Origin of the sequence: Pontibacillus sp. HN14 (assembly GCF_021129245.1) — a bacterium.
Taxonomy (GTDB): domain Bacteria; phylum Bacillota; class Bacilli; order Bacillales; family BH030062; genus Pontibacillus.
Map to the genome: position 1 here is coordinate 442438 of NZ_JAJOLR010000001.1, position 25490 is coordinate 467927.

Genomic DNA, 25490 nt, shown 5'->3' on the forward strand with positions numbered 1-25490 from the left:
GTTCCAACTAATTATTATTTTGTTTTATCGTATTTCGCACTACGTGAAGAAAGCAAGATAAAGTAAGTCAATAGACTAAAGAAGCAAGCAATCACTAGAGCGTGTAAAAGAGCGATAAAGAGATTGAGCTGTGTCACTATAATCATTGCTCCTAAGAACACCTGCAGAATCATTAGGATGAGGGCAAGGTTCCAGCCAGATCTCATGACACCTTTTGACTTATATTGCTTTCTTATTCTGACAAATAGATAAGCGACCCATACAAATATTAAGCCTGCTGCAAAGCGGTGTCCCATTTGAACCCACTCATACATATTGAATGAACCGAATGCAAGAGGGCTGCTATTATCACAGAATGGCCAGCCAGAACATACAACGCTTGCTCCGACGTGACGTACCAATGCTCCTGTATAAACCACTACTAATGTGTAAATAGCTAAACTGTAAAATTGAACACGTAACCCTCGGTCAATGTATAAGGAGTCAGCATCAAATTTCCTATCAATCTCAAAAATCAATAAGGTTAATAAGAAAATGGATGCAAACGAAATCAATGAGATCCCAAAATGCATCGCTAATACAAAATCGGATTGTCCAAATTTAACTGCAGCTGCTCCGATTAATCCTTGGGCAACTAAGAAAAAGATGGATAAGAATGCAAGTAATTTAGTTTCTCGGATGTGTCCTATATATCTCCATGCTAATATGGATAACACTAATACAAAAAGTCCGACTCCGCCGGATACGAGTCTGTGAGCCATTTCAATAATTAATTCTGGGGTTATGTTTGATGGGATAATTTGACCATGACATAGCGGCCAGCTTCTTCCGCACCCCATGCCTGACTCCGTTTTCGTAACTAGTGCGCCACCTATTAAGACGAATAGCATTCCAAGAGACGACAGAACGGAAAGCCATTTTAGTAATTTAATCATTTCTCCACCTCTCTGTATATTTAGTGGAACATATCTATATTAATATAAACGAAAAAATAAGTGCAATTATCGTTCGTAATGTTCACCAAATCGACACAAACTCTATACTACCATGATTCTTCTTGTTATTAAATGTCTGGCGTTTTAGACTCCTTAGAAAGCAGAGTTTAGATAGATTATCTTTGGTCAAAGTATGTGATCGGTGTAAGCTAGTCATACCTATAAGGAAACTGTCTTTCCTTTAGAGTTCAGTAGCCAATTGTTTTGATATTTTATCAACAATTGTCAAAAAGTGCTTGCAATGTAAACGGTTGTTTGCTAGAAATAAATAGGGGATTTGTTCCCGGAGATTTCTCATTCTTCACCACTAATCAAGTTGTCTTATTCTAAAACAGAAATCTTGTTTTATAAGTCTGATCAGAGGGGTGTTCACAGATATTTCACAACTTAAAATATCTCTGATTAAATAGATAGAAAATCTATTCCATGATACAATAGGATGGAATGTTTAGAATCATTGCGTTCATAAAAGAAGTTTTATAACACGCCCTCCTTTAAAATGAATGGAGTTTGTTTATACTAAGTAAATATGAACGATTGGTGAGGGAAGGTTGAAGGAGGAATACGAAGAACGATGAACAATCCAAGAACTGTTGAATCAACAACACAAGTGATGAATCGTCCAGCTAGAGATGAATCAACTTCATCCTTATGGGCAGATATCCTCTCATTGATAAAGATTGGAATTATAAATTCAAACCTAATGACTGCATTTGCAGGATTTTGGCTGGCAGTCCATTTTACAGGGTCACAATTCATTGACCACTGGCAAGCATTCCTGATGTCTATGATTGGGGTCGCGTTTGTCATAGCAGGTGGCTGCATTATTAATAACTATTACGATCGGGATATTGACAAAGTAATGTCTCGAACCCAAAGTCGACCTACTGTAACGGGGACGATTTCATTGAAGCATATTCTGATTATGGGGATTTCCGTTACTTCACTAGGGCTTCTCTTTTTATTGTTTACCACTTGGGTAGCTGCTTTAATCGGAGCTTTCGGTTGGTTTACTTATGTGGTGCTTTACACAATGTGGTCGAAGAGAAGATACACATTGAATACGGTTATTGGTAGTTTCTCTGGGGCTGTTCCGCCTTTAATTGGCTGGGCTGCTGTTGACCCTGGATTACATCCAGTAGCATGGGGATTATTTTTTGTTATGTTTATTTGGCAGACACCTCACTTCTTAGCACTTGCTATGAAGAAAACAGAAGAGTACCGTCAGGCCGGCATTCCAATGCTTCCAGTTGTCCACGGTTTCTCCATTACAAAACGCCAAATTGTTATATACACAGCATGTTTATTACCATTCCCGTTCTATTTACATTCTCTAGGGACAGTCTTCATGGTGATCGCAGCCTTACTTAGTATTGGATGGTTTGCCATAGGGGTAGCAGGCTTCTTTATGAAGAATGATATGAAATGGGCTACATGGATGTTTGTTTACTCTTTAAATTATTTGACCATTCTATTTGTAGCGATGATTGTTGTTACATTGCCTAACCCTTTTTAAGTTGATCAGGAAAACTCTTAACGAGTTTTCCTGATTCTTAATAATAAAAATTTGCAATATTAAAAAGAGAAAGAGAGGTATCTTTAATGAAAGGATGGATGGGAAAGTCTCGCGTTCTGTTCCTTTTTGGCATCATGTTGCTGACCCTATCGGGTTGTGGGTTACCTAACCTAACAGCTCTCGAACCTAAGGGTGAAGGCGCTGATGTCATTTATGACCTGATGATGTTAAGCGTTATCATAATGGTCGTCGTTGGGGTCATTGTTATGGCGATCTATTTCTTTGTATTGATTCGCTATCGTCAGAAAGATGACAATCAAGACTATATTCCTAAGCAAACTGAAGGAAACAAGTTTCTTGAATTGTTATGGACAGTTGTTCCGATTTTACTTTTAGTAGTATTAGCAGTACCAACTGTTCAAAAAACATTTATGCTCGCTGACACAACACCGTCAGAAGAGGACAAAGAAGATGCTGTAACGATTGAAGTTACAGGTAAGCAGTATTGGTGGCATTATAATTATAACGGTCTTGAGATTCAAACAAGTCAAGATCTCTATATCCCTACAGGGGAGCGCGTATACTTAAAATTAGCAGCAAGTGACGTTATTCACTCGTTCTGGGTTCCATCGATCTCTGGGAAGATGGATACAAACCCTGGAGATGGTAACGTAAATGAAATGTGGATTAATGCATACGAAGAAGGCGTTTACTACGGTAAGTGTGCTGAGCTATGTGGTCCATCCCACTCGCTTATGAGCTTTAAAGTCATAGCCGTAAGTCCTGAGGAATTTGATCAGTGGGCAGAAGACATGAAAAATGTAGATACTGACGCTACGCCTGAATCTGAATCGGCACAAGCCGGTAAAGAGTTGTTTAATAACAGCTGTATTGGCTGTCATGCCATCGGGTCTGCACCAGCTGGAGTAGGGCCAAATCTTACAAACTTCGCTTCGCGCGTTAAGATTGCTGGTATCTTAGACAACAACAAACAAAATCTTATTAAGTGGCTTCAACATCCGGAAGAAATAAAACCGGGTAATAAGATGACAGGTAAATACGGGAATACAGAGGCTAAAAATCCGTTAACTTCTGAAGAAGCAGATCAACTGGCGGATTACTTATTACAGCTGAATCCTTCAGATATTACACCTGAGGATGCTGAAGCACAAGAATAGAGAGAAAAGGGAGGTCGTAGCGTGAGTACAGCTACTGCGCAAAAGAAAGGCTTTGGCGCTACCCTATGGGATTACTTGACCACAGTGGATCACAAGAAAATTGCGATCCTTTACCTAATTGCTGGTGGTATTTTCTTCCTTGCGGGTGGATTAGAAGCAATGCTGATTCGAATTCAGCTTGCTGTGCCTGACAATGATTTTGTCTCTGCTGGAATGTATAACCAGCTGATTACCATGCACGGAACAACGATGATTTTCTTAGCAGCGATGCCATTGATCTTTGCATTGATGAATATTGCTGTTCCATTACAAATCGGAGCACGTGACGTAGCATTTCCATTTTTAAACTCATTAGGTTTTTGGCTCTTCTTTTTTGGAGGCGTTTTACTGAACATTTCCTGGTTCACAGGTGCACCTGATGCAGGGTGGACAGCTTATGCACCATTGTCCACAACTTCTCCGGGACACGGGGTTGATTACTATGTAATGGGTCTTCAAATTGCTGGTGCGGGTACGCTAATCGGGGGGATTAACTTCCTTGTAACGATTGTAAATATGCGTGCACCAGGTATGACATATATGCGTATGCCACTATTTACGTGGACAGCATTTGTTACGAGTGTACTTATTCTTTTCGCATTCCCAGCTTTAACAGTGGGATTATTCTTAATGATGTTCGACCGTATGTTCGGGGCCAACTTCTTTGACCCACAAATGGGAGGAAACCACGTCATCTGGGAGCATCTGTTCTGGATCTTTGGTCACCCAGAAGTTTATATTCTGGTCTTACCGATCTTTGGATTGTTTAGTGATATTATTTCAACTTTCTCTAAGAAACGATTATTCGGTTATTCCGCAATGGTATTTGCGACGGTTTTAATTGGTTTCTTAGGATTTATGGTATGGGCGCACCACATGTTTACAACTGGTTTAGGTCCAGTTGCCAACTCGATCTTTGCTATTGCAACCATGGCCATTGCCGTTCCAACTGGTATTAAGATCTTTAACTGGTTATTTACAATGTGGGGCGGAAGCATACGGATGACTACGCCTATGCTTTGGACCGTAGCCTTTATCCCTTCCTTCACACTTGGTGGATTTGGCGGGGTTATGCTTGCAGCAGCTGCTGCTGACTATCAGTATCATGATACGTATTTTGTTGTAGCTCACTTCCACTACGTTATCGTAGGTGGGGTAGTATTTGGAGTATTTGCGGGGCTTCATTACTGGTGGCCTAAATTCTTCGGTACGATGTTAAGTGAGAAATTAGGTAAGCTTGCCTTTTGGCCATTCTTTATTGGTTTCCATTTAACATTCTTTATCCAGCACTTCTTAGGATTAATGGGAATGCCACGTCGTTACTGGAAGTTCTTACCTGATCAGAATCTTGATTTAGGAAACTTGGTGAGTACGATTGGTGCTGTTTTAATGGCCATTGGTGCTGTCATTTTCCTTTACAATGTTATTGTGACGTCTGTGAAAGGTGAGAAAGTAAGCGGAGACCCGTGGGATGGTCGAACACTAGAGTGGTCAATTCCATCACCACCGCCGTTCTATAACTTTACTCAAACTCCTCTTGTTCGCGGACTTGACCCTCTATGGATTGAAAAGCGACAAGGTAACGGAAAAATGACACCTGCCGAGCCACTTGGAGACATTCATATGCCGAATAATTCCTTTATTCCATTTGTTATGTCCTTAGGTTTATTTATTGCAGGATTTGGTTTCATTTACCAGGTAGACGACAGCAAATGGTTAGGATTAGTGTTTGTAGGTATGTTGATTACACTAGGATCTATGTTTGTTCGATCTGTTAAAGATGACCTCGGCTACCATATTCATAAAGAAGATCTAGAAAAGGGGGCTGGTTCTGAATGAGTAGCGACCAACTACAAAGACTAAAGCCAGGGCAAAGCCCACACGAACCTGAAAAAGCCACCCTAGAAGGAAAAAATAAATTTTTAGGATTTTGGTTTTTCCTAGGTGGAGAAACTGTATTATTTGCAAGTTTATTCGGGACCTATTTAGCTCTAAACGGGGAAGCATCGAATACAAATGGGCCAGGTCCTGCTGAATTATTTGGTCTTGAACTCGTCTTTATTATGACGATCATCCTTTTGACCAGTTCTTTAACAAGTGTATATGCGATTTACCATATGAAAAACTTAGACTTCAAAAAGATGCAGCTCTGGTTAGGAATTACAGTTTTACTAGGGTTTTCATTCCTTGGCTGCGAGATCTATGAGTTCTATGAGTACATCGTGCATGAAAACCATACGTTCCGATCAGATGCATTTGGTTCAGCTTTCTATGCACTCGTTGGATTCCATGGTGGTCACGTGTTGTTCGGATTGTTGTGGATCCTTACGATTATGATTCGTAACGCTAAACGTGGTCTTAACTTGTATAATGCACCTAAGTTTTATATTGCGAGCCTTTACTGGCACTTTATTGACGTAGTTTGGGTATTCATCTTTACAGTTGTGTACCTAATGGGAAAATTGGGGGGCTAATCTATGGCGAATAACACCAATTCCACAAGTTATGAGTTTTACAAACAAAAGAACAAAGAAGAAATGAAGTACCAGCTCATTACTTTCGCCTTAATGATCATCTTTACGCTTGTAGCGTTTGGTATGGTTATCGCAGAATATGACCCGCTGTTTACCATACCGGTCATTATTCTTCTGGCATGCGTACAGGTTGGGTTTCAACTTTACTACTTTATGCATATGTACCATAAAGGACACGGTTTACCAGCGCTTTTCTTATACTCTGGAGTATTTGTAGCCCTGTTAACGGTCATTACCATGGTTACGATTGTTTGGTGGTAAAAGGAAGGAGGTTGGAGAGGAAATTCCTCTCCAACCTTTTTTTGGTGAAAAGAATGGAGGGAATAAACTCCTCTATAATTTAGGGGATCTCCCTTTTCTCCACTCAATTCCTTAACCAAAAAGGGCTAGAAGAGGTGGTTTCACGAATTTGTCAAACTCTTGTCAATCTTCAGGTGAGAACGGCGTGGGTTTTCAGTCCAAAATACGATATAATGGTGGTAAGTTATCCATCAAAGACAGAGACATGGAGTGAGATGAATGTGGTTAGAAATACAAATTTTTGGGTTTAGGGCTTTGTGGAGTCCGTATTACCTTATGTTTGTCCTAGCTTTAGGTGTTTTATATTTTCTCCTTACAGGTCCCTTAAGAAAGCGTTTCGGGGATTATGAAAAACCTACTGCTTCCGAGCAAAGTATGTTTTATATTGGACTAGCTCTCCTTTATGCTATAAAAGGATCACCTGTTGATCTCTTAGGGCATATCATATTCACCGCCCATATGATCCAAATGGCTTTATATTATTTAGTGTTTCCGATTTTAATCATTAAAGGATTGCCTTCTTGGATGTGGGAGAAAGTATTTTCGGTGCCGGTTTTAAAGAATGTGTTGTATCTTTTATCAAAGCCGCTTATTGCGTTGTTGCTTTTTAACGGGCTGTTTTCGCTATACCATATACCTGTTGTATTTGATTTCACTAAATCCAATGCGACTGCACACGCAGTTGTGACCACTGTTATACTTATTACAGCATTTTTAGTATGGCTTCCAATCTTCGCTCCTTTAAAAGAACTAGATAAACTTTCACCATTACTGAAGATCGGATACATTTTTGCCAATGGTGTACTTATCACACCTGCTTGTGGGCTGATCATATTCGCAGAGACTGCCCTTTATAGCACTTATAGCGACCCATCTTCCTGGGCTCAGGCGATGTCCCTTTGTGTTCCACCAGGAGTACTCGATGGTCTATCTTTAGGTGGTCCTGAAATCTTTTCGCCGATGTCTATAAGAGAGGATCAGGCTACAGGTGGAATTATTATGAAGATTACGCAAGAAATTGTGTATGGCACGATTCTAGCGATTATTTTCTTCTCTTGGTTCAACAAAGAGAGTACAAGTATTGATCCATTACCAAGTGAGTCAAACTAATGATAACTCCTCTTCTAGAGAGAGGAGTTTATTTATACATAATAATAGATAGAGTGTTCAATTGAGGAGTATGGGGGGAATTGATGATGTTGCCAATATTACCGACGATTAGTACGTCTTTTATCGTCATTAGTGCCATTTTTATTGCAATCGGATGGGTTCTGATTGCTAAGGGAAAGGTTGTCGCGCATAAGCAGGTTATGATTGCGGGTGCTGTAAGCGCGCTCATTTTCTTTATTATCTACCTTTCTAGAACAATCTTTGTAGGAAACACAAGCTTTGGTGGCCCGGATGATATTAAGATTTATTATACGTTGTTTTTAATCTTTCATATTATCTTAGCAACAACAGGGGGAGTATTTGGAATTGTTACACTCGTATTGGCCTTTAAGCGCAATATAAGCAAACACCGTAAAATTGGACCTATCACAAGCGTGATCTGGTTCTTTACTGCAGTTACTGGAGTGGCTGTTTATTTACTCCTGTATGTGTTTTATAAGGGCGGAGAAACGACCAGCATGTTTAAAGCAATATTAGGATTTTAACAAAAGCCTTCTATCTAAGGACTATAGATAGAAGGCTTTTGTTATGTTTTAGGTCACTCCATTAAAATACATTAGTAAAAACACGGGATTTGGTTTAAGATACTGAAAGAAAAGGTAAGAGTAGTAAAGGAAGAAGCAGTTACATACATAATGGACCTGAATGATTTCCGACTAATTTGAAAGGTGGAAACACAATGAATATAGAGAATCAGCGATTGATTATGACACCAATCACCATATCCCAAGCTCAGCAGCTCATGGTCAGTCCAGAGAGTTACCCCGACTGGCTAAAGGTGAAGTATGATTCGTTATGGCCAGATGATGGTTTAAAAGCCATGTTGCCTATATATGTAGAGGCTTTAGAAAATGATGGGGAAGAGTTTGGTTTTGGCCCTTGGATTATCTTACATAAACATAAGGATATGGTAATCGGGGATATTGGTTTTAAAGGGAAACCCGTTGACGGGGTGGTAGAGATCGGATATTTTATCTCCAATATTCATAGAAACCAAGGATATGCCAAAGAGGCTATTGACTCTATGGTTCATTGGGCATTCTCCCAAGATGGTGTTGAAACAATTGCTGCAAGGTGTACATCACAAAATGTGCCATCATGTAAGGTTTTAGAAGCGAATGGGTTCAAACGTACTGGTGAACAAGACGGGTTAATTGTATTTGAAGCGCATAAGAAAACGTCTTGGCAAAGATAAACCGTTTAGTAACCAAAAAAAGGTGTTGTGGCTATAGAAGCCATAACACCTTTTTTATGGATAAAGTCCTTTTCTATTCTTCTTATTAAATCTTGTAGTTAAATTTAATGATACCGGCTTCTTTCGCTGAGTTGAACGCAATCACAATAAATGGCCCAATGAAGAAACCTAATACCCCGATTAGTTTTAAGCCTAAATACATGGCGATCAGTGTGGCTAAAGGTGATAATCCAATATGGCGTCCCATTACTTTCGGTTCAACAGTACGGCGTATGGCCAGAAGAACAACGGCTAATATAGATAATTCTGTTCCCATTGCGAGATCGCCCACAATAAAAGCATACAAAGCCCATGGACCAAGTACTGCGATTGATCCTATAATGGGTATGAAATCAATTGCCCAAATGATAAGCGACATTAATACAGCCACTTTAGGCGAAATGTACAGTAACCCTAGTAAGGATACTACAAAGATAATAATACTAACTAGAAATTGAGCTTTCAGAAATCCGAAAACAACATAGGAAAGACGGCTATTCATAAAGCGGACCTTTTCAGCTGTTTCAGAAGTCATGTGTTCGTACGCCTTGGCCTTGAGCTTTGGAATTTCTAACATAAATAAGAACAGCGCGATTAAATACACTAAGAAACTTACTAAATAGTTAGGAATTTCAGCGAGGAAATTTCCTATCTTCTTCAGTTGGTCGTCCACTTTGTATTCTTCTGTGTATGTATCGAACTTCTCTTTCAAGGTCCCATTTACTTCATCTACTACTGTAACAGGGAAACGTTCTACGAATTGATTAGTGTCTTTTGCCCATTCATCAAAGAATTCCTCGATCTGTTCGAAATAGGCAGGTGCATTATTTGCCACATTAATAACTTGCGTAACGGCTTTGGTTACTAATAATGAGCCGGCCAGCCCGATGACAATTAGAAATGTGATGTAAACAATAATCACAGAAAGCTTCCGCTTAAAGCGAAATTTGTACTGTAACCACCTTACCAATGGGTTTAAAAATAGCGCTGTAAAGAAAGCCAATAGGAGTGGCAATGATACAGGTAATATAAAGTAAGCACCAATTAATAAGATAACGGTTAGAAAAATTAGAACCCAATGTCTTTTACTCATATAACGGAACAATTTACTTTCAGAAGCTCCTTTCAATCAACACTCTCATAATGAAAATATAGCATGAACCTCTCCTTTTGAACAGTTAAAAACCTTAAATAAGAATCATGTATTATTGCTTTGGAACATACGATGAAACGAGAAGGGGGATTGTCCATGTGGAAAGAGTTTAAGGCTTTTGCTACGAAAGGGAATGTACTGGATCTATCCATAGCTGTTGTAATTGGAGGCGCCTTCGGAAAAATCATTGAATCCCTTGTAGATGATGTTGTTATGCCTGTAGTGGGTTTATTGATGGGAGGCGTTAACCTCCAAGCATTGCATATCCAATTTGCGCTAGGTAAAGGGACGGTTTACATTCAGTATGGTGCATTTTTACAATCGGCAGTCGATTTTTTTATCATCACATTCGCTATTTTCTTATTTCTAAAAGTCATTTTTAGACTTCGAGGGAAAGCTAAAGGTCAGGTTCAGTTTCAAGAAGAAACCACAGATCAAATCTTAGGAGACATTAGAGATCTACTAAGAGAACGTTCCCATATGGAGCAAAATAGCCCGAATCATCCGATTGTCTACATTCAAAAAAATAAGGAAAAGACTGCTAACGGTCGATCTCGTTAACAGTCTGTCTCCATTAATTATTTTTTTGGTACTTTTCAAGCATTTCTTTTGCACCGTCAAATTGATATTGGTCAATGAGTTTCTTAGCACGATCGAGCAGGTGCTCATTTTGAAATTCGTCAATCATATCTTTAACGCGATCTAAAAGCTTATTGCTCTTGTCTACAAGCGTATCAGGAAAATCTTCTCCATCCCCGTATTCTACACCGTGAGGATAGTAATGTTTTCCTAGAAGTGGGGTTAACAACTGCATAGTAGCATCCTGCTTATCGACATCGCCTTCAAGAGCGTAACCTTGTACTCGTAAGTAATACGTCTGGCCCTTAGTAGCCGTGTTGATTTTATAGTCATAGGTTACTCGTTCATAGTCCCACTGACCACCTCTGACAAAACCAGCCTTCTTCATCAAGTGATCCAATTTCTTCAGTTCTACGATTGCGCCTTCGATACCTTTACCTTCAATTCTCATGTGTTCCACCTCGCATCATGTCTTTATGTAAACGTGTTCTTACTTAATCATATAAAAAACTTGCTCAACTTGCAATTATTTCCCTATTAAAATGTTGCTTATGTAGAATCTCCTTTAGTCAAATCCAATTCCTACAATGTTTCATGCAAGATATGTGCGGTTTAGGAAACATTAAAATATGGGATGAGTCACAGTCCATCCAATAATAAATGGTACGGAGGAGATATGGATGAAATCAGTAAGAGATATTATGACAACAGATGTAGCATGTTGTACAGCAGATGATACTTTGTATGAAGCGGCTACTAAAATGAAAGAGCGAAATGTAGGGTCCATCCCTGTATGTGATAACCAGCAGAATCTTCTAGGAATGGTAACGGATCGTGATCTTGTTATAAGAGGATATGCAGGGAAGCATTCAGGCTCTACAGCCATTCAAAAGGTGATGAGCGATCACATGGTATCCGTGACTCCTGAAACGTCTGTGAAAGAAGCTGGAGATGTAATGGCGGATAAGCAAATTCGTCGTTTGCCAGTTGTAGAAAGCGGTAAACTTGTTGGTATCGTCTCTCTTGGAGATCTTTCGTTAGATCAAAAATCGAACGAAGCAGCAGGTCATGCCTTAGAGGAAATCTCAGAGCGCCCTGAACTTCATTAATAAGTTAGAAGGTCCCATGACATGTATGGGGCCTTTTTATTTTACCTTAACGGGCCATCAGGAGTTCCGTTCATTCGAGGTAGTGTTCTATGATTTCTATCATATTTACTTATGTTCTCTATTATACTGAAGTATCAGTGGTAGAAAGGCGTGAGAATATGAATCAAAGATTAACAGTTGTACTCTTTCTTATATTAGTGATCGTTAGTACTGTGATAGGTTCAAGAGAATGGAGAGAAAGAGCGGATCCACCAGGAGAACTTTCACTTTCTAACTATAGTGGAGAGGGTGGTGATGAACGCGAATCGATCTCTGTTATTTCAGAAAGCATTGAACCACCTAAAGCCTCTTCTTCTTCTTCTTTACAGCACCTTATTGGAAAGACTGGGAGAGAAATTGAGAATGAATTTGGAAAAGCCGAACGTAAAGACCCTACACCTTATGGGTATACGTGGTGGATCTATAGTACTTCTGTAAATTACTATCAGATTGGAATAGAGAATGATGAAGTGGTGGCTGCGTTCGGTATTGGCCCCTCATTAGACCTTGATACGATCAAGATTGGTCAATCAAGGAAAGAAATAGAGGAGAAATTAACACTTGAAAAAGAAGTTGAGATTAAAACAGAAGAAGGGTCTTTTCTCTTCACCCTAACCGAAGAAGACTTTAAGCAAAGGCCTCTCTCAAAGATGAATGATTCAGAGGTTATTCAACTTTATTTTGATGAGAGTACAAATCAGTTATCTTCTGTTCGGGTGATGAACAATAAAATCCTTCTTCTCCATCGACCTTATGATGTTTCTTATACTGGTCAGCTACCTGAATTACCTCTTTTATTAGAAAGTGAGTGGAAGGAGATAGAGAAAGGTACAGAGCAGCAAATTTATGCCATCTCAAACCAGTTACGTAGCAGGTTCGGAGTGGATAAACTCGTTTGGGATGAACTAACTGCAGGAGTCGCCTATCAGCATAGTAAAGATATGGCTGAGCGCAATTATTTTTCTCATATTTCTTTGAGTGGGGAAGGTCTTAAGGAACGGTTGAAAAAGGGGGATATTCAATATGCCTCAGCTGGTGAAAACATCGCAGCTCAATACCCGGATGGACCAGCTGTAGTAGAAGGATGGCTAAATAGTGAGGGACACCGTGAAGCATTGCTTAATGAAGGGTACACACACCTTGGAGTGGGGGTCTATCGTTACTATTACACACAAAATTTCCTTGAAGAGCCTTATTAGGCATATACACAAAAGCGTTTACTTACTCATATACTGACCATAAAAGAGAACATAAGGTGAGGTGGTTCAGTATGAGTTCACAATTACACCCTTCTGTTGCTGAGTTCAAAGAGTTTGTGGGCCGTTATCCTAAATTAATTCAGGAAGTTCGCCAAAAAGGAGAGAGTTGGCAGCCTTATTATGAAAAATGGGTATTACTAGGTGAAGAGGATCCTTATTGGGAGCAGTTCAATCAACCAACAGAACAACAAAAAGCCAACACTCAGGATGTGGAGCAAGAGCAAGAGGAAGATAATGATTCTGGGAAAAATAAAGAAATGATGGGTCAGTTTATGAATATGATTGAAAATGTGGATTTAAATAAAGTGCAAGGCCATATTCAACAATTAAATGGAGCAATATCAAACATTCAAAATCTTGTAGGGCAATTTCAAGATATGAAAAAGACAAATCCAAGTAAAGGAAATACGCCTAAAAGATCCCCGTTTGGTTTTGGACGTGATTGAGAGGTGATTCTATGCAACCTGGTGTCTATCAATATCTAAATAATCGTCCAGATCTTGTTCATTTTATTAGGCAAAATCCTAAATGGTATCGCAAAATTACCCGTGACCCAAGTGTACTTGTTGGGATGGAAGAGGAAGCGAAATATTACTTTGGGAAGACGACGACTCAAAAAATGGAGCGAATGACAAATCAACTTCAAATGGTCCAAATGCTTATGCAAATGGCTCAGGCAATGAAAGAATAAAAAAAGTTCATAAATATTTCGTATTTCTAAAAGAATTTGGTAAAATAGCAAGTGGAGGTGATTTACTTGCTAGCTACTTCGGAGACAGTAGAAATCCTGGATCAAAGTGAACAGTTAGGGAAGTTGGTATCAGGTTCAGACGTATATGAAAGATACCTCCAAGCTAAACAAGATATGGAGCGGGATCGAGAGGCCCAACGCCTGATCCGAGCTTTTCAAGATAGTAAAATCCAGTATGAAGAGGTTGAGCGATTCGGTCGATATCATCCTGACTACAACCAAATTATGAAGGCGGTACGTCAGAAGAAACGTGATATGGATATGAATGATTATGTGGCAGCCTACAAAGTAGCAGAACGTGAGCTTCAGAAGCTACTTGATGAACTGAGTCAGATCATTGCTGGAAGCATCAGTCCCCAGATTAAAGTTCCTAAAGACGGTGCAGTCTTTCAGGATACGGGCAGTGGCTGTGGCTGTGGCAGTGGTGGCGGCTGTGGCTGTTCTTAACCTGTTTTACTGAAATCGAATACAGTCTGTGCACATGTTTCCGCAACAAAACATCTTTTGTTGTGGCACAAGGAAACGGACACGATACACATAAAGCGCTTCATACTCTCGGACGTATGTCATAGAGAGGGTGAGGCGCTTTCCTTTCATGGCTGTAGCAGCGGCCCTCTTTAAGCTTTCTTCAACTTTAGGTCGATTCATCTTCTCTGAAGTTGAAAATACATAAACAAAAGGCAAGCCTGCGATGATTTTTTTATAACTCAAGTGAACACATGATTCAGCATTTAAAGTGTCCAAAAAAAGTTCCCAAGCCTTTTCTACTTCTGTCATCCTACTACCTCCTCATATGGAAAGATGTTCATTCAATGATTGAACCTTTTCTCAATATTTGCTAAACTGATTTCAAACTACAAATGAAAGAGGATGCCCTATGTTTACAAAAAGACAAGGAATAGTCATATGGTTTCAACATATGAAAAATATCCGCCAAATTAAACGTTATGGTCATTTAGTACATGCATCGAAGAAACATAAGTATGCTCTTTTATACGTCAATCAAGACGAAATAGAAGACGTGATGACAAAACTTTCCAAACTTCATTACATTTCTAAGGTAGAACCTTCTTATAAACCTTTTATTCGAACTGAATATGAAAATTCAAAGCCAGACAAGGCGAAAGAATATGATTACAAATATGGTAGTATATAAAAAGAGCATGGGATGATGGTCCCGTGCTCTTTTTCATGATTAACTCATAGGAGCAATGTAGCGGTTCATTCGTAGTATCCCTATAAGATGCTGATAAAATAACTCTTTCTCACCGAAGATCTGACTAGGTTGTACGGTGAGTTCTATTATGTCTTTCTCAAGCTCTTCTGCTAAGTTTTTAAACAGATCGAAACGCTTATTAGGCGTTTCGTGAGGATAAGGGACTCCTTCGCGGCAGATATACAGAGGTTGGAAGTTCCCTGGAGTTGTCGGCTTCATGACAACAGCAAGCGAGGTTCGTTTTTCATTTCCTGTTGTTGTGTGAAATGCCATTACATGTTGCACTCTTTCAGGCATGCTGCGACTTAATGCAAGTAACTCATATAAGTCTGAGTATCCTTGCCCTAGTTCGATAAAACGTTGAATCATATGGCCACCTCTTTTATAGTAATCTCTTCTGATACTGTAGCAAAAAATAAAGAGGTTGGATAGTTACAAATGTAAAGAGGAGTTACCAACAATGATCAGGAAAGCGTTACTTTACACAACCCCACTAATCTTTTTACTCATTCTCCTTGTTCTCTATCAGTGGAGTATGTATACATACGGTCCTGCCTCAACAGAAGAATCAGGGGATCCACCAGCATCCTCTATTACGATTACTCATTCCCCGTCTGGAACGGATATTGAGCAAACCATTAAAGGAATCAATGAAGGAACCTATATCCTCGTTGTTCCAAATGGTGCCGAGGATATGGAGTGTGTATACGAGGAGGGGGAATCTTGTTTAATGGAGGAAACGTCTTCTTCTATAAACGTTACGGTTTCTTCTAATAAAAAACTCCATTTTACTTACCGAATCTCATCAGGCGAAGCCGAGCAGGCGTTTGGTAGTCATTGGTTTATGAAGATAAAACAGAAGGATTCCTACATACCAATGAATATGAAGGTTTCACTTGCGGAAAAGCAACCATCTCATTGGACATGGTTCAGTCCTGCTAAGAAAGAAGCGGTTATAAAAAAATCAACTATTGATTACTATAAATGGGAAGCTCAGAAAACGGATCACTTTCCCCTTTATGTTATAGATACGAAAGGCTATGTGGAACAAACTCGGGGCTCTCTAACAATCTACTCTAATAAAAAACTCTCAGAACAAAATTTGAATAATACAGAAAAATTATATAGGTCGTTATCTGATCAACCTCTCATTCTGTTAGTGGGTAGGGATGTTCCTGATGGTTCTAAAGGCGTTTTGTCCATCCCATCCTTTAGCTTGGAAAACGTTGAAAAAGCTTGGTATCGTATGCTCGTTACAAGCAACTACGACATACCTGATGAAGAGAGATGGTTGATTGAATCGATTGTTGCTTATGCAACTTCCACTGAGCCTGATTCAGAAAAAGGTGAAAAGGTGAAACAAGCACTCGATGCTGAACTATCAGCAGAGGAAAAAGACGCGTTTTTAAATAGCATTTCTAAAAAAAGAAAAGGTACCCTAGTAGCTAATTTGGACCAGAGTCTCAGTGAGGTTGAGGGGTTGGAAACGACATTTTTTCAAAAAAACAAAGAAAAGGAAAAGCCTTTTGTTTCTTTATTCTATTATGAAACGAAACCCATTGTAATAAATGGGGAGCGTAATGATGTGGCGTGGGACCCTATCTTGATGAACAAAAACCGATCTTTCCCACTCGGTGGCTTGGCCGAGGTCTTACATATAGATGTAACAGGAATTCCGGGTGAAGGCATTTATATCGTGAGAAAAGGGGAGGATACGTGGAGGTTTACCCTTGGGAAACAAACATTTATTGAGAATGAAGAGTCATTTGGCATTGCTAGTGATGTGTTATTCCAATTAAATGGCGAAGTTTATATAAAAGAACGATACATGAAAGAGATTCTTGGAATTCATGTTCAAGAAGATTCGAATAACCTCTATATTCGAAATTAAAAAAAGCCTGCAGACACATTCATGGTCTGCAGGCACCTTTTTTGATTTAATTCACATCAAATCAAAAAGGCAAAGGGAGAGGAGAAACCGGAGGAAGAACTTATGGGGAAACGTAAGTCTTCTCCGTCTTCGGGAACGATTAGGAGAACTCCTAACCGCTCTTTACACAGTATGAGCGGTTTACGTTCCATTTATACTCTGAGTTTGAAAAATATTAAAGTGATCTTTCGAAAACTTTTAGAAAGGGAAGAAGTAGGGATGTGGAAGGGGACTTGTGAGTTTCCTCTTTAAGATTGTTTATGGTAGGATTATGTACGAAATGGTTAGAGAAAGGTGTTGACTCTATGCGCGTAATTGCTGGAGAACATAAAGGGCGTCAACTTCAACCTGTACCCAACCGGTTGACACGCCCTACGACAGATAAAGTAAAAGAAGCTCTATTTCAAATGATTGGTCCTTATTTTGAAGGCGGAGCATGCCTGGACTTGTTTGCAGGAAGCGGAGGCTTAGGGATAGAGGCATTAAGCAGAGGGATGGATCAAGCGATTTTTGTAGATAAGCACCCTAAAGCGATTGCCACAATCTACGAGAATTTGAAGACATTAAAGCTACAAGACTATGCTGAAGTTTATAAGAACGATGCGTACCGAGCAATTAAAGCAGCAGGAAAGAGAGGCTTATCATTCCGGTTAGTCTTTTTAGACCCTCCTTATGAGAAGTTCTCATACGAAGAGCTTGTGGATTCTCTGGTTGAGCATAATGTGGTGAATGAAGAAACCGTTATCGTGTGTGAGCACTCTTCGGAACAATCATTACCAGATTCATTCGGTTCTTTCACATGCTTCCGACATGAAACATATTCAAGTATTATTTCAATTAGCCTTTATAAACAAGAGTAGAGGAGGAAGAGTATGGCGACATTAGCAATCTGTCCAGGGAGCTTTGATCCAATTACATATGGCCATCTTGATATAATAGAACGTGGGGCAAAGATCTTTGATCATGTTACAGTAGCTGTATTTCATAATCGTGCAAAATCCCCACTGTTTTCTGTTGAAGAACGTATCGAAATGATTCAAGAAGTGACGAGTCATCTTAACAATGTAACAGTCGATTCGAGTAGTGGGCTACTGATTGATTATGCTGAGGAAAAAGGTGCCAATGTGGTGTTAAGAGGCTTACGAGCGGTGAGTGATTTTGAATATGAAATGCAGATTACCGCAATGAACCGTAAGCTCAATGATTCAATTGAAACGTTTTTTGTCATGACTAACAATCAATATTCTTTCTTAAGTTCAAGCATTATGAAAGAAGTTTCTAAATATCACGGTGATGTATCTGAACTTGTCCCTCCACAGGTTGAAGAAGCTTTAAAAGGGAAGTATAAAAAATAGCCCTCTAACATTTTGTTAGCCGGGCTATTTTTTTATCATTCTTCTATACAATATCAGACTAGCCATAGCTAAGGAGCCAATCGTTAATAAGGGACCGATCGAAACGAGTTTTTCAAAGAGTTCTGACCAGAAACTTTCATGTTGACTTAACCTTATCCAAACAGGTGACTCATTCGATTCAAAGGCTTGACGATCGACGTATAGTGGGATGAATAATAAGACACTTAACATGGCTGCAAATAGTCCGTGTAATATACGAGCCAAGAAATAAGGTCTAAATCGTATATCTGTATCTGCTAGAATGCTGGCAACTTGTGCTTGCACAGAAAAACCATTAAAGGCAAGGATAAAGCTCACGCAGATTACTTGTTGTAAAAGTACTGCGTTCTCCGCTTGTGCTGTCATTTGGGATCCTAACGTAATTTCGAAAAGCCCGGATATAAATGGGATGGTCAACTCTTGTGGCAGAGTTAGCATTTGGAATAGGATACCTATTGCCCCGGCAATAATAGGTGTGATTCCTACAAGGAAGAGTAATTTATTAAATACGGAAAACATTATAATAAACCCGCCAATCATCAGTAAGGTCTGGATGGAAGATAAAACAGCATCTCCGAAGAATTTCCCGAAAGGGCGTGGTTCCTCTAACCTGGATTGGTGGAGAGCTTGAAAGGCTTTCTTTAACGTGATTTTTTCACGGGTTTCGTTTCCTTCTTCTTCAGCGGGGTTCTCACGACCATAAAAGCGCATGCAAATACCAACAAGCGTATTACCTACATAGTGACATGCTGCAAGTAAAACGCCTAATGTAGGGTCGTGAAAGAAGCCTACGGATACAGCTCCGAATATAAAGAGAGGGTTGGAGGCATTAGTAAATGAAACAAGTCGCTCTGCTTCTATGCGGGTCAATTGTTTCTCTTGTCTTAACCTTGCTGTTAACTTAGCCCCTGAAGGATATCCGCTTGCCATTCCCATAGCCCATACGAAGCTGCCTACTCCAGGCACTTTAAATATGGGTCTCATGATGGGTTCAAAGAGAATCCCGATAAATCGAACCACCCCAAAACCGATTAATAGTTCAGCCGTTATAAAAAAGGGGAGAAGGGAAGGGAATACAATTTCCCACCACATGTTCAATCCACGGATCGATGCTTCTAATGCTTGGTCCGGGAACCGGATTAGGGAAAAGGCTAAAAACAATGCCAGTAAAGCAAGTGCGAGTGATTTCACTTGAGATTTCATAAAAAGCCCCCTACAAATTGGCCGACTGTACTTCTCTTTTTGGAAATAGTAAAATGTTCATAACATATACATACAAAGTACAAGCGTTTCTATACCACTATACGCTCATGTGAAAGGGTTTTATGCCATAAAATAAGAAAAGAATGGCGAGAAAAGGGGGGGCTTAAGGTGAAGAGACCTGTTATTGGATTAGCCTTAGGTTCTGGGGGCGCGAGAGGTTTTGCGCATCTTGGTGTATTGAAAGCACTTCATGATGCAGGGATTCAAGTAGACCTCATCGCCGGTAGTAGTATGGGTGCGCTCGTTGGATCCTTGTATTGTGCTGGTCAGGATATGGATCAACTGTATAAACTAGCTAGAACATTTAAGCGCAAGTATTACTTAGACTTTACCGTCCCTAAAATGGGGTTTATTCAAGGTAAGAGAATTAAAGAGTATATAAGCTTGTTTACCCACAGAAAAAACATAGAAGACCTAAAAATCCCCTTCGCAGTTATTGCGACCGATTTAAAAACAGGCGAGAAAGTGATCTTTAAAGAGGGCAATACAGCAAATGCCGTAAGAGCGAGTATCTCAATCCCAGGAATATTTGTTCCAGAGAAGATAGGGGATCGGTTATTGGTTGACGGCGGAGTTGTGGACCGTGTTCCCATTTCAGTAGCAAGAGAGATGGGGGCAGATATTGTAATTGGTGTGGATTGTGCTCATTTCGATGGTAGTAATGAGGTTCAATCCATTTATGATGTTATTATTCAAAGTATTGAAATCATGCAAGAGGAATTGCTGAGCCAGATCGATCTTAATGCAGATTTCATGTTAAAACCAGACATCAAAAAATATAGTTCACGAGCTTTTACAGATATAGAGGAGATTGTGAATGAAGGAGAGAAAGAGGCCAACCTGCATATTAAGTCGATTCGAACGTATATAGAGCATTGGAAGGAGCCAGAAAATGAAGCAGAATAAAAGGTATTTTATAGTCTTTGCCATTGTAGTGGTACTCGCTTTTTTCTTAGCGCAGTACCGTTTACCCTATTATATTTATCAGCCGGGATCGGCTGATGATTTAAATCCTATTGTACAAGTTGAGGGAGCTTATGACAGTGAAGGAGAAATGCACTTAGTTACCGTTAGTGGTGGACCCGCTACACCTATTAGGTATGTAATTGCCAAAATTCTTCCTTATCATCAAGTTTACGATATTGAAGACATCTTCCCTGAAGGAGTAGATCAGGAAGAGTATCACCATGCTCAAATTCAAGTGATGGCATCTTCTCAAGAAGCGGCTCAGGTGGTTGCATATAGGGCTGCAGGGAAAGATGTTACGATTAAAAGTGATGGTGTGATCGTTATGCGTGTAGAAGATGGGATGCCTGCTGAGGGGAAACTCGAGGTTGGGGATCGAATTACTGAGGTGAATGGAACACCAATTAAAGAATCTGAGGGGTTAATTGAGCTTATTTCACCTCTTGAAGTCGGAGATAGCGTAGAGGTAACCTTTGTTCGAAGTGGTAAGGAAATGACGAAAACGGTCTCTTTAGGAAAACACCCTGAAGAAAATCGAGCTATTATGGGAATTGGGCTTGCAACCAAGAGGAGTGTAGAAGTGGATCCTCCTGTGAAATTCAAGAGTGGTGAAATCGGAGGCCCAAGTGCTGGACTCATGTTCTCTTTAGAGATGTATGATCAACTAACAGAAAACGATATAACAAAAGGGTACCAAGTTGCTGGTACAGGTGAGATTTCAATTGAAGGTAAAGTTGGAAGAATTGGTGGCATTGATAAGAAAGTTGTGGCTTCTGATGACGAAGGGATTGAAATTTTCTTTGCTCCAAATGAAGGAGGAAAAGAAGGCTCTAATTATGAGGTTGCCAAGAAGACGGCTGAAGACATCGGGACAGATATGAAAATTGTGCCTGTCGATACGTTTGAGGACGCTTTAGAGTACTTGAAAGACTTAGAACCTAAGGGTAAATAAAAAACACTACAAAGGGCTCCAAATTGTACAATAAGATACAATTTGGAGCCCTTTTGACATTTAGAGTTTACTGGCCAATATTTTGATGTTCAGCTTTCTTTGCTATGTCGTGGCGTTACTCTGGCTGATTGAAAAAATGTAATAATCAGAAGTGTACATCCGTGTTTCCACGGTTGTTTGATCATTTCCTTTAGAGAAAATCAGGTCTGTTCCATCTTGCTCAAGGAAAGCCCATCCTTTTTCGCCCATAAAGGTTTTGACGATGTAATAATAGTCGCCCTCCACCGGGGTGTGTGGTGTGATGTAGCTCTCTGATTCTGAATCAATCTGCACATAAGGTTTGTCGCCAAATTTAAGCTGCACGATGCCGCTGATGACGGGGATAGGATTTCCTTCTTGAAACAGTGTATCTTTAAATGCAAATCCAATAGATCCCACGATAATAAACAGCGCAAGAAACGTAATGCTGAACCATCGTAACAGTTTGCGCAACCTCATTCCCCCTTTAACTTTTAGACGATCAATCAATAAGGAATGTTTCACATATGCGGCATTACTGGTGGGCCTAATTCTCTTTTGCGCAGGCGTTTCTTTTGTTCTGCTGGCAGACAAGACAAATAGGCGTCCACAGAACGCTCCTCTATTGTAACAAATTCATGGTTTCCTGACTGCACATTTGGAAGGATTGGTACACCCATTTTTTTCTTTTGTTGCCGAATGTAGGATCGACCAGTTTCTGACATGCCTAATAAACGCACATAAGGCAACTGGTTCAGCTGAAGGATAGGCTCGATTTCTTGTTTTTTAGTATGAGTCAAAATATGAGTAATCGTTCGCTGAAGTCGTGTCCATGTGTACCGTTTTGTTTTTAGTAGAGTCATCCACTCCGAGAAATTTGTTGCTTCTTTAATTGTATGCAGCAAGCGGTGTTCAAGACCCTCCTCCACACCATGAAAGGATCTAATTTCTTCAGGGGAGAGGGTAGTAAGCTTATATTGGAGTAATGGAAAGTAGCGCTCCCAATCATGCCATCCAGTTGCTTTTTGCTTGTATTCCATTAATTTTTCTATTGAAGACCCGGGTAATGAGCCTTCAGCTTCTTTTGTCATCTCTTTTCCTTCTAGAATGGATTTTCTTATACTTGTTGCACTAGCAATCTGATGAGTAATCGTCTCATCGTGATAACCGCTTTGAGTCCGTTTAATCGTCATAGGAGTGATGGATAAGTCATGATCAAGTATGGTCTTCGTATAGCTGTATCCTAATATGTTATTCGGTTGTGAGAGGTCAATGGCGTGATTCGATAAACCAATTGCCTCATATGCGTGCCGGCTTGCTTCTGGAAAAGAGAAGCCTTGATCTAAGTATTGGTGGAGGGATTCCTTGTAGGACGTTTCATGCGCGTTCACATGCTCATAAGCTTTCAAAAAAGGCGAGATATCCCCCTGTTCACTCCCAAAGCATATGGTATCAACTCCTATTTCTGAAAGGGTGAGAACAGAGCCTTTTGCAAATAAGTCACTGTTTTGTACAGCAAACACATAGGGCAGCTCTAATACAACATCAACGCCCTGTGAGAGGGCGATTTCAGTTCGGTGCCACTTGTCAATAATGGCAGGTTCCCCTCTTTGAAGAAAATTTCCACTCATGACGGCGATCATACAATCTGCTCCGGATGCTTCCTTTGATTGCTGTAAGTGATATAAATGACCAAAGTGGAAAGGGTTATACTCGACAATAAGTCCGCACGATTTCATGGCGTTCCCCTCTTTCTAATTGTGTTTTCCGTTCTTGAAAGAATTGACTATGATTATAAACTACCGAATGCGGGAAGCGAAATCAATATAAATAAGCTTTTCATCGCCATTACTTGCGTCACTCTTTAAGTTGTGGCATAGTGAAAAGACTATAAAAGCGAAATAATGAACGGCAATATGGCTGTAAAGAAAAAATGTTGACAAATTGTCTATTTCCTTTTAAAATAACTCTTGTTGCCTTGAGGTGATTAGAATGAAATTTGCTTTACAAAAATTAAAAGCAGCAGATCTTGAACCGGTAACGTTTGATGATCGCGTTGACATTTCTGAATTAGAAGAAATGCCGAATGACATCCGTTCAATTCCTGATGTACATGTTAAAGGTGAAGCCACTCGTAATGGAGATACGGTAACCTTTCGTTTTGCAGTATCTGGAACGATGACGCTCCCTTGTGCTCGTACATTAGCGGATGTAAACTATCCATTTTCCTTTGATGCGGTAGAAGTATTCTCCTTATCTCCTTATCACCAGGAAGGTGAAGATGAGATCCATGAAATTGCTGGAGAAGTTCTTGACTTAACGCCTTATATCAAGGAAAATGTAATATTGGAGGTTCCTTTGCAAGTGTTCGCTGATGATGAGGTGCTTGACGATGCTCTTTCTGAAGGGCAGGGCTGGCAGTTAATCACAGAGGAGAAGCAAGAAGAAAAGGTGGATCCTCGCCTTGCAAAGCTTCAACAATTTTTAGATGATAACAAAGAGTAAGAGATCCATCACATACAATCTGGATCGTGCATGAAGGAGGTGTAACACATGGCAGTACCAAAGCGTAGAACTTCAAAAAAGGTTAAAAACCAACGTCGTACTCACAAGAAACTTCACGTACCAGGAATGGTAGAATGCCAAAACTGCGGTGAATACACTAAACAACACCATGTTTGCAAATCTTGCGGACAGTACAATGGTAAACAAGTGGTTGAACAATAGTATGTTCAAAAAAAGGAGTGTCTCGTAGAGACGCTTCTTTTTTTGTGCTATTTTCTTACGTAGACCGACCTCGATGGCGTACTGATTGATTATATCTCGGTTGTTTGCGAAAGGGTCTGCATTCGGAATTGTCCTATTTTAAAACCGTTTAACGTCAATAGTTTGGTACAATAAAAGTAGATGGACAGAGAAAAGGGGAAATGATATGAGCGAATATGTTAAGTGGGATTTATATGAACAAGGGTATGGCATGATAACCCTTTATCGGCCTGAGCGACGAAATGCTCTTTCCTTTGATATGATTGAAGAGCTTCAGAGGTTAATTAGAGATGCTCGTAATTTAGAGTTAAAAGCGTTAGTTATTACAGGTGCGGGAACCGAGACGTTCTGTGCAGGGGGAGATTTGAATGATTTTCATGCAGATTTGTCCTCCCAAGAAGCATTTAGTGCATTGTATCCAATGAAAGAAGTGCTGTATGAGTTATCTCGTTTCCCAGTTCCTACGATTGCGTTACTAAACGGTCACACCAGAGGCGGTGGTTGTGAACTGGCTACTGCTTGTGACTTCAGATATGCAACAGAAGGAAGTACGATTGGATTTGTTCAAGGAAAATTAGGAATCTCACCGGGATGGGGCGGAGGAGCGATGCTCTATCAACGGATCCATCCTTTAAAAGCCTATGAGATGCTGGTCCAATCTCGGGTATATTCTACAGAAGAAGCTATACAGCTGGGGTGGCTTCAAGGGATCATTCATGAGGATACGTTGGCTGAAGATATCGATCACATTCTGCAACCATTTTTGCAGAAAAATTTAGACCAATTGATCCATTTCAAACAGCAATATGTGAAGCAACAGATCCCGTTATCTCTTTCTGCTGATATGGATGATGAAGTGAGGCGTTGTTCAAATCTATGGGGGAATGAGGCTCATAAGGAAGCGGTCGAAAGATTTCAGAAATCGTAATTCTTTTTAAAATACACTGATTCCTGACCACCCCGCCTGCGCTTTTCTAGTGTCTAGCTTCGGGGGCTAGAGGTTAGAGAGATAAGACATGCCATTACAGTGAGCAAGCTCACTTCCATGTCCTGTCTTATCCTTACGCCTCTGACCAAGCTCCCTGTGCTTTTCTAATGTCTAGCTTCGGGGGCTAGAGGCTAGAGAGAT

General features: G+C 40.0%; 30 protein-coding genes and 1 pseudogene. 23 read left to right on the top strand and 8 right to left on the bottom strand.

Going from position 1 to position 25490, the window contains the following annotated elements:
- Window positions 1-14: 14 nt before the first annotated feature.
- Window positions 15-935, bottom strand: coding sequence for a COX15/CtaA family protein (locus LQ226_RS02255; protein ID WP_231416223.1), 921 nt, complete (start codon window positions 933-935; stop codon window positions 15-17).
- Between the two features lie 634 nt (window positions 936-1569).
- Here LQ226_RS02255 and cyoE point away from each other — a divergent pair.
- The 8 genes from cyoE to LQ226_RS02295 all read left to right on the top strand — a co-directional run bounded on the left by cyoE (window position 1570) and on the right by LQ226_RS02295 (window position 8927).
- Window positions 1570-2511, top strand: coding sequence for a heme o synthase (gene cyoE / locus LQ226_RS02260; protein ID WP_284526975.1), 942 nt, complete (start codon window positions 1570-1572; stop codon window positions 2509-2511).
- An 86-nt stretch (window positions 2512-2597) separates the two neighbouring features.
- A complete protein-coding gene (gene coxB, locus LQ226_RS02265) occupies window positions 2598-3689 on the top strand; it encodes a cytochrome c oxidase subunit II (RefSeq protein WP_231416224.1) in 1092 nt (363 codons plus the stop codon).
- 21 nt (window positions 3690-3710) lie between these two features.
- Complete coding sequence (gene ctaD / locus LQ226_RS02270; RefSeq protein WP_231416225.1) at window positions 3711-5567, top strand: cytochrome c oxidase subunit I; 1857 nt, start codon at window positions 3711-3713, stop codon at window positions 5565-5567.
- Window positions 5564-6202 (top strand): cytochrome (ubi)quinol oxidase subunit III, encoded by a 639-nt coding sequence (locus LQ226_RS02275; protein ID WP_231416226.1) that lies wholly within the window; start codon window positions 5564-5566, stop codon window positions 6200-6202. Before ctaD ends, LQ226_RS02275 begins: the two co-directional genes overlap by 4 nt.
- A gap of 3 nt (window positions 6203-6205) precedes the next feature.
- Window positions 6206-6523, top strand: coding sequence for a cytochrome c oxidase subunit IVB (ctaF, locus tag LQ226_RS02280; RefSeq protein WP_231416227.1), 318 nt, complete (start codon window positions 6206-6208; stop codon window positions 6521-6523).
- Between the two features lie 258 nt (window positions 6524-6781).
- Window positions 6782-7672, top strand: a complete 891-nt coding sequence (gene ctaG, locus LQ226_RS02285; RefSeq protein WP_231416228.1) for a cytochrome c oxidase assembly factor CtaG — start codon at window positions 6782-6784, stop codon at window positions 7670-7672.
- A gap of 83 nt (window positions 7673-7755) precedes the next feature.
- Window positions 7756-8217, top strand: coding sequence for a DUF420 domain-containing protein (locus LQ226_RS02290; RefSeq protein WP_231416229.1), 462 nt, complete (start codon window positions 7756-7758; stop codon window positions 8215-8217).
- Between the two features lie 194 nt (window positions 8218-8411).
- A complete protein-coding gene (locus LQ226_RS02295) occupies window positions 8412-8927 on the top strand; it encodes a GNAT family N-acetyltransferase (protein ID WP_231416230.1) in 516 nt (171 codons plus the stop codon).
- An 85-nt stretch (window positions 8928-9012) separates the two neighbouring features.
- On the opposite strand, the gene ytvI is transcribed toward LQ226_RS02295, so the two are convergent.
- On the bottom strand, window positions 9013-10059 hold the full coding sequence (gene ytvI, locus LQ226_RS02300; RefSeq protein WP_231416231.1) for a sporulation integral membrane protein YtvI: 1047 nt from the start codon (window positions 10057-10059) through the stop codon (window positions 9013-9015).
- Window positions 10060-10215: 156 nt separating this feature from the next.
- Here ytvI and mscL point away from each other — a divergent pair.
- A pseudogene (gene mscL, locus LQ226_RS02305) lies at window positions 10216-10599 on the top strand (large conductance mechanosensitive channel protein MscL); the annotation flags it as partial.
- Window positions 10600-10693: 94 nt separating this feature from the next.
- Here the strand turns inward: mscL and LQ226_RS02310 are convergent.
- Window positions 10694-11149 (bottom strand): YugN family protein, encoded by a 456-nt coding sequence (locus LQ226_RS02310; protein ID WP_354665936.1) that lies wholly within the window; start codon window positions 11147-11149, stop codon window positions 10694-10696.
- Window positions 11150-11378: 229 nt separating this feature from the next.
- Between LQ226_RS02310 and LQ226_RS02315 the strand changes: the two genes are divergently transcribed.
- The 5 genes from LQ226_RS02315 (at window position 11379) to LQ226_RS02335 (ending at window position 14303) form a co-directional block, all read left to right on the top strand.
- On the top strand, window positions 11379-11807 hold the full coding sequence (locus LQ226_RS02315; protein ID WP_231416233.1) for a CBS domain-containing protein: 429 nt from the start codon (window positions 11379-11381) through the stop codon (window positions 11805-11807).
- A gap of 158 nt (window positions 11808-11965) precedes the next feature.
- Window positions 11966-13045 (top strand): CAP domain-containing protein, encoded by a 1080-nt coding sequence (locus LQ226_RS02320; RefSeq protein ID WP_231416234.1) that lies wholly within the window; start codon window positions 11966-11968, stop codon window positions 13043-13045.
- 71 nt (window positions 13046-13116) lie between these two features.
- Entirely contained in the window at window positions 13117-13551 is a 435-nt protein-coding gene (gene ylbD / locus LQ226_RS02325; RefSeq protein ID WP_231416235.1) for a YlbD family protein, read from the top strand.
- Window positions 13552-13562: 11 nt separating this feature from the next.
- The gene (locus tag LQ226_RS02330; protein WP_231416236.1) at window positions 13563-13796 is read left to right on the top strand and encodes a YlbE-like family protein; all 234 of its coding nucleotides are present in this window, start codon (window positions 13563-13565) and stop codon (window positions 13794-13796) included.
- Window positions 13797-13862: 66 nt separating this feature from the next.
- Window positions 13863-14303 carry a YlbF/YmcA family competence regulator gene (locus tag LQ226_RS02335; RefSeq protein ID WP_231416237.1) on the top strand — a complete coding sequence of 147 codons (441 nt, stop codon included), beginning with the start codon at window positions 13863-13865 and terminating at the stop codon, window positions 14301-14303.
- Window positions 14304-14309: 6 nt separating this feature from the next.
- Here LQ226_RS02335 and LQ226_RS02340 read toward each other — a convergent pair whose 3' ends face one another.
- Window positions 14310-14633 carry a hypothetical protein gene (locus tag LQ226_RS02340; protein ID WP_231416238.1) on the bottom strand — a complete coding sequence of 108 codons (324 nt, stop codon included), beginning with the start codon at window positions 14631-14633 and terminating at the stop codon, window positions 14310-14312.
- 100 nt (window positions 14634-14733) lie between these two features.
- On the opposite strand from LQ226_RS02340, the gene LQ226_RS02345 reads away from it, so the two are divergent.
- Window positions 14734-15012, top strand: coding sequence for a YlbG family protein (locus tag LQ226_RS02345; RefSeq protein WP_231416239.1), 279 nt, complete (start codon window positions 14734-14736; stop codon window positions 15010-15012).
- A 39-nt stretch (window positions 15013-15051) separates the two neighbouring features.
- Here the strand turns inward: LQ226_RS02345 and LQ226_RS02350 are convergent, their stop codons facing one another.
- A complete protein-coding gene (locus LQ226_RS02350) occupies window positions 15052-15441 on the bottom strand; it encodes a DUF7147 family protein (RefSeq protein ID WP_231416240.1) in 390 nt (129 codons plus the stop codon).
- A gap of 91 nt (window positions 15442-15532) precedes the next feature.
- Between LQ226_RS02350 and LQ226_RS02355 the strand changes: the two genes are divergently transcribed.
- The 3 genes from LQ226_RS02355 to coaD all read left to right on the top strand — a co-directional run bounded on the left by LQ226_RS02355 (window position 15533) and on the right by coaD (window position 18357).
- Complete coding sequence (locus LQ226_RS02355) at window positions 15533-16963, top strand: copper amine oxidase N-terminal domain-containing protein (protein WP_231416241.1); 1431 nt, start codon at window positions 15533-15535, stop codon at window positions 16961-16963.
- A gap of 299 nt (window positions 16964-17262) precedes the next feature.
- On the top strand, window positions 17263-17862 hold the full coding sequence (rsmD, locus tag LQ226_RS02360) for a 16S rRNA (guanine(966)-N(2))-methyltransferase RsmD (RefSeq protein ID WP_255686793.1): 600 nt from the start codon (window positions 17263-17265) through the stop codon (window positions 17860-17862).
- A 12-nt stretch (window positions 17863-17874) separates the two neighbouring features.
- A complete protein-coding gene (gene coaD, locus LQ226_RS02365) occupies window positions 17875-18357 on the top strand; it encodes a pantetheine-phosphate adenylyltransferase (protein WP_231416242.1) in 483 nt (160 codons plus the stop codon).
- A gap of 24 nt (window positions 18358-18381) precedes the next feature.
- On the opposite strand, the gene ylbJ is transcribed toward coaD, so the two are convergent.
- Window positions 18382-19599: a sporulation integral membrane protein YlbJ gene (gene ylbJ / locus LQ226_RS02370; RefSeq protein ID WP_231416243.1), complete on the bottom strand. Its 1218-nt coding sequence runs from the start codon at window positions 19597-19599 to the stop codon at window positions 18382-18384.
- A 168-nt stretch (window positions 19600-19767) separates the two neighbouring features.
- On the opposite strand from ylbJ, the gene LQ226_RS02375 reads away from it, so the two are divergent.
- Together LQ226_RS02375 and LQ226_RS02380 are read left to right on the top strand one after the other, a co-directional pair.
- Window positions 19768-20565, top strand: coding sequence for a patatin-like phospholipase family protein (locus LQ226_RS02375; RefSeq protein WP_231416244.1), 798 nt, complete (start codon window positions 19768-19770; stop codon window positions 20563-20565).
- Window positions 20552-21577 (top strand): SepM family pheromone-processing serine protease, encoded by a 1026-nt coding sequence (locus tag LQ226_RS02380; RefSeq protein WP_231416245.1) that lies wholly within the window; start codon window positions 20552-20554, stop codon window positions 21575-21577. The genes LQ226_RS02375 and LQ226_RS02380 overlap by 14 nt, the downstream gene beginning before the upstream one ends.
- Window positions 21578-21679: 102 nt before the next feature.
- Here LQ226_RS02380 and LQ226_RS02385 read toward each other — a convergent pair whose 3' ends face one another.
- Window positions 21680-22069 carry a hypothetical protein gene (locus LQ226_RS02385; RefSeq protein ID WP_231416246.1) on the bottom strand — a complete coding sequence of 130 codons (390 nt, stop codon included), beginning with the start codon at window positions 22067-22069 and terminating at the stop codon, window positions 21680-21682.
- 47 nt (window positions 22070-22116) lie between these two features.
- Entirely contained in the window at window positions 22117-23334 is a 1218-nt protein-coding gene (locus LQ226_RS02390; protein ID WP_231416247.1) for a nucleotidyltransferase, read from the bottom strand.
- Window positions 23335-23587: 253 nt separating this feature from the next.
- Here LQ226_RS02390 and LQ226_RS02395 point away from each other — a divergent pair, with 253 nt between their 5' ends.
- From LQ226_RS02395 to LQ226_RS02405, 3 genes are all read left to right on the top strand, one after another.
- Window positions 23588-24100, top strand: a complete 513-nt coding sequence (locus LQ226_RS02395) for a YceD family protein (RefSeq protein ID WP_231416248.1) — start codon at window positions 23588-23590, stop codon at window positions 24098-24100.
- 48 nt (window positions 24101-24148) lie between these two features.
- Complete coding sequence (rpmF, locus tag LQ226_RS02400; protein WP_188654864.1) at window positions 24149-24322, top strand: 50S ribosomal protein L32; 174 nt, start codon at window positions 24149-24151, stop codon at window positions 24320-24322.
- 205 nt (window positions 24323-24527) lie between these two features.
- A complete protein-coding gene (locus LQ226_RS02405) occupies window positions 24528-25289 on the top strand; it encodes an enoyl-CoA hydratase/isomerase family protein (protein ID WP_231416249.1) in 762 nt (253 codons plus the stop codon).
- Window positions 25290-25490 lie beyond the last annotated feature (201 nt).

What these genes read in the sequence shown, in the direction of transcription:
- LQ226_RS02315 (WP_231416233.1), top strand. Translation starts at nt 11,379, where the DNA reads ATGAAATCAGTAAGAGATATTATGACAACAGATGTAGCATGTTGTACA.
- ylbJ (WP_231416243.1), bottom strand. Translation starts at nt 19,599, where the DNA reads ATGAAATCTCAAGTGAAATCACTCGCACTTGCTTTACTGGCATTGTTT.
- LQ226_RS02290 (WP_231416229.1), top strand. Translation starts at nt 7,756, where the DNA reads ATGATGTTGCCAATATTACCGACGATTAGTACGTCTTTTATCGTCATT.
- LQ226_RS02345 (WP_231416239.1), top strand. Translation starts at nt 14,734, where the DNA reads ATGTTTACAAAAAGACAAGGAATAGTCATATGGTTTCAACATATGAAA.
- LQ226_RS02405 (WP_231416249.1), top strand. Translation starts at nt 24,528, where the DNA reads ATGAGCGAATATGTTAAGTGGGATTTATATGAACAAGGGTATGGCATG.
- LQ226_RS02310 (WP_354665936.1), bottom strand. Translation starts at nt 11,149, where the DNA reads ATGAGAATTGAAGGTAAAGGTATCGAAGGCGCAATCGTAGAACTGAAG.
- LQ226_RS02295 (WP_231416230.1), top strand. Translation starts at nt 8,412, where the DNA reads ATGAATATAGAGAATCAGCGATTGATTATGACACCAATCACCATATCC.
- ylbD (WP_231416235.1), top strand. Translation starts at nt 13,117, where the DNA reads ATGAGTTCACAATTACACCCTTCTGTTGCTGAGTTCAAAGAGTTTGTG.
- LQ226_RS02380 (WP_231416245.1), top strand. Translation starts at nt 20,552, where the DNA reads ATGAAGCAGAATAAAAGGTATTTTATAGTCTTTGCCATTGTAGTGGTA.
- ytvI (WP_231416231.1), bottom strand. Translation starts at nt 10,059, where the DNA reads ATGAGTAAAAGACATTGGGTTCTAATTTTTCTAACCGTTATCTTATTA.
- coxB (WP_231416224.1), top strand. Translation starts at nt 2,598, where the DNA reads ATGAAAGGATGGATGGGAAAGTCTCGCGTTCTGTTCCTTTTTGGCATC.
- LQ226_RS02395 (WP_231416248.1), top strand. Translation starts at nt 23,588, where the DNA reads ATGAAATTTGCTTTACAAAAATTAAAAGCAGCAGATCTTGAACCGGTA.
- LQ226_RS02255 (WP_231416223.1), bottom strand. Translation starts at nt 935, where the DNA reads ATGATTAAATTACTAAAATGGCTTTCCGTTCTGTCGTCTCTTGGAATG.
- ctaG (WP_231416228.1), top strand. Translation starts at nt 6,782, where the DNA reads ATGTGGTTAGAAATACAAATTTTTGGGTTTAGGGCTTTGTGGAGTCCG.
- LQ226_RS02390 (WP_231416247.1), bottom strand. Translation starts at nt 23,334, where the DNA reads ATGAAATCGTGCGGACTTATTGTCGAGTATAACCCTTTCCACTTTGGT.
- ctaF (WP_231416227.1), top strand. Translation starts at nt 6,206, where the DNA reads ATGGCGAATAACACCAATTCCACAAGTTATGAGTTTTACAAACAAAAG.
- LQ226_RS02350 (WP_231416240.1), bottom strand. Translation starts at nt 15,441, where the DNA reads ATGATTCAACGTTTTATCGAACTAGGGCAAGGATACTCAGACTTATAT.
- rsmD (WP_255686793.1), top strand. Translation starts at nt 17,263, where the DNA reads ATGGTAGGATTATGTACGAAATGGTTAGAGAAAGGTGTTGACTCTATG.
- LQ226_RS02320 (WP_231416234.1), top strand. Translation starts at nt 11,966, where the DNA reads ATGAATCAAAGATTAACAGTTGTACTCTTTCTTATATTAGTGATCGTT.
- rpmF (WP_188654864.1), top strand. Translation starts at nt 24,149, where the DNA reads ATGGCAGTACCAAAGCGTAGAACTTCAAAAAAGGTTAAAAACCAACGT.
- LQ226_RS02330 (WP_231416236.1), top strand. Translation starts at nt 13,563, where the DNA reads ATGCAACCTGGTGTCTATCAATATCTAAATAATCGTCCAGATCTTGTT.
- cyoE (WP_284526975.1), top strand. Translation starts at nt 1,570, where the DNA reads ATGAACAATCCAAGAACTGTTGAATCAACAACACAAGTGATGAATCGT.
- LQ226_RS02340 (WP_231416238.1), bottom strand. Translation starts at nt 14,633, where the DNA reads ATGACAGAAGTAGAAAAGGCTTGGGAACTTTTTTTGGACACTTTAAAT.
- coaD (WP_231416242.1), top strand. Translation starts at nt 17,875, where the DNA reads ATGGCGACATTAGCAATCTGTCCAGGGAGCTTTGATCCAATTACATAT.
- LQ226_RS02275 (WP_231416226.1), top strand. Translation starts at nt 5,564, where the DNA reads ATGAGTAGCGACCAACTACAAAGACTAAAGCCAGGGCAAAGCCCACAC.
- LQ226_RS02355 (WP_231416241.1), top strand. Translation starts at nt 15,533, where the DNA reads ATGATCAGGAAAGCGTTACTTTACACAACCCCACTAATCTTTTTACTC.